The organism is Blautia sp. AF14-40 (assembly GCF_003479665.1).
GTDB lineage: Bacteria > Bacillota > Clostridia > Lachnospirales > Lachnospiraceae > Fusicatenibacter > Fusicatenibacter saccharivorans.
In genome coordinates, this window is record NZ_QUHK01000061.1 from 1 (window position 1) to 533 (window position 533).

Genomic DNA, 533 nt, shown 5'->3' on the forward strand with positions numbered 1-533 from the left:
GACTTATCATGCGGGTGCGTCAGGGCATTGGAGAACCAAACCGGATTTATGTGCTGATACCGGGAAAGGAGGACGCTGCCCTTGCCTGATACCTCAAAGCTGGAAAAACTCAATCGGGAGTTGGAAAAAAGCGAAAAGAAACTGCGGAAAGCCATCAATGATGAAAAGGCATTGCAGCACCAGTTGAAACAGCTTACCCGAAAGGAACGGACGCACCGGCTCTGTACCCGTGGCGGTATGCTGGAAAGTTTTCTGCAAGAGCCGGAACGCCTGACAGATGATGATGTCATGCTGTTGTTGAAACTCATTTTTCACAGACAGGACACGCAGGAACTATTGAAAAAACTGCTGGAACGGGAGATGCCGGAACCCCCTTAGTTTACTAAGGGCGCAATTATACACCACCCAAAGGTTGGTGCATTGCGTTCTCCGAAGGCTCCTCGCCGGAGGGCTGTGATTTTCCGCAGTCATGGTCTGCTCCAAATCATACAGGGGACGCTACGCTTCCCCTGCGCTGGCTGTCGCCAGCTACC

General features: G+C 52.0%; 1 protein-coding gene and 1 pseudogene. Both read left to right on the top strand.

The window, feature by feature from the left end:
• Positions 1–89 (top strand): annotated as a pseudogene (locus DWW13_RS17650) (DeoR family transcriptional regulator); the annotation flags it as partial.
• Positions 82–378, top strand: coding sequence for a DUF3847 domain-containing protein (locus tag DWW13_RS17655; RefSeq protein ID WP_005927679.1), 297 nt, complete (start codon positions 82–84; stop codon positions 376–378). The pseudogene DWW13_RS17650 and the gene DWW13_RS17655, both read left to right, overlap by 8 nt.
• Positions 379–533: the final 155 nt, after the last annotated feature.